Here is a 413-nt window from a genome sequence, read left to right on the forward strand (position 1 = left end):
ACAAGCAGAGCGGCTGTTTCAGCTAAGGCCTTATCTTTACGATTCAGTTCTTTTTGCAGCTGTTTTATCTCTTGCTTAAGCTGTTTACTGTCTGATTTAACTAGTTTCGTTGTAGGTCCTTGGGCAAAATCTTGCTTCCACTGCTTAATATGATGCGGGTAAAGCCCTTTATTACGACAGTATTCATTAATGGCTGTTTCATCTAAATGACCACAGTCAATAATCGCGCTGAGTCTTTCTTCTAAACTCCAGTCTTGTGGTCGTTTTTCTGCTGTCATTTGGCTACCCGTCTGGTGTGTTTCAAGTTGATGTTTTTTTGCGAGTGCTATCCAACGCTGTAACGTTGAATAACCGACACCTAAATCATCTGCAATATCTTCTAAGCGAACATCATCACATTGAGATAATGCTTT

At 40.2% G+C, this 413-nt stretch carries 1 protein-coding gene; it reads right to left on the bottom strand.

What is annotated here, in order from left to right; genetic code table 11:
• Positions 1-413 (bottom strand): transposase (locus tag AAEY57_RS19465; RefSeq protein WP_350608601.1); only part of this gene is annotated, 413 nt, incomplete at both ends.

The sequence above is a fragment of the Pseudoalteromonas sp. MER144-MNA-CIBAN-0113 genome (assembly GCF_040308965.1).
In the GTDB taxonomy this organism is placed as follows: Bacteria; Pseudomonadota; Gammaproteobacteria; order Enterobacterales; family Alteromonadaceae; genus Pseudoalteromonas; species Pseudoalteromonas tetraodonis.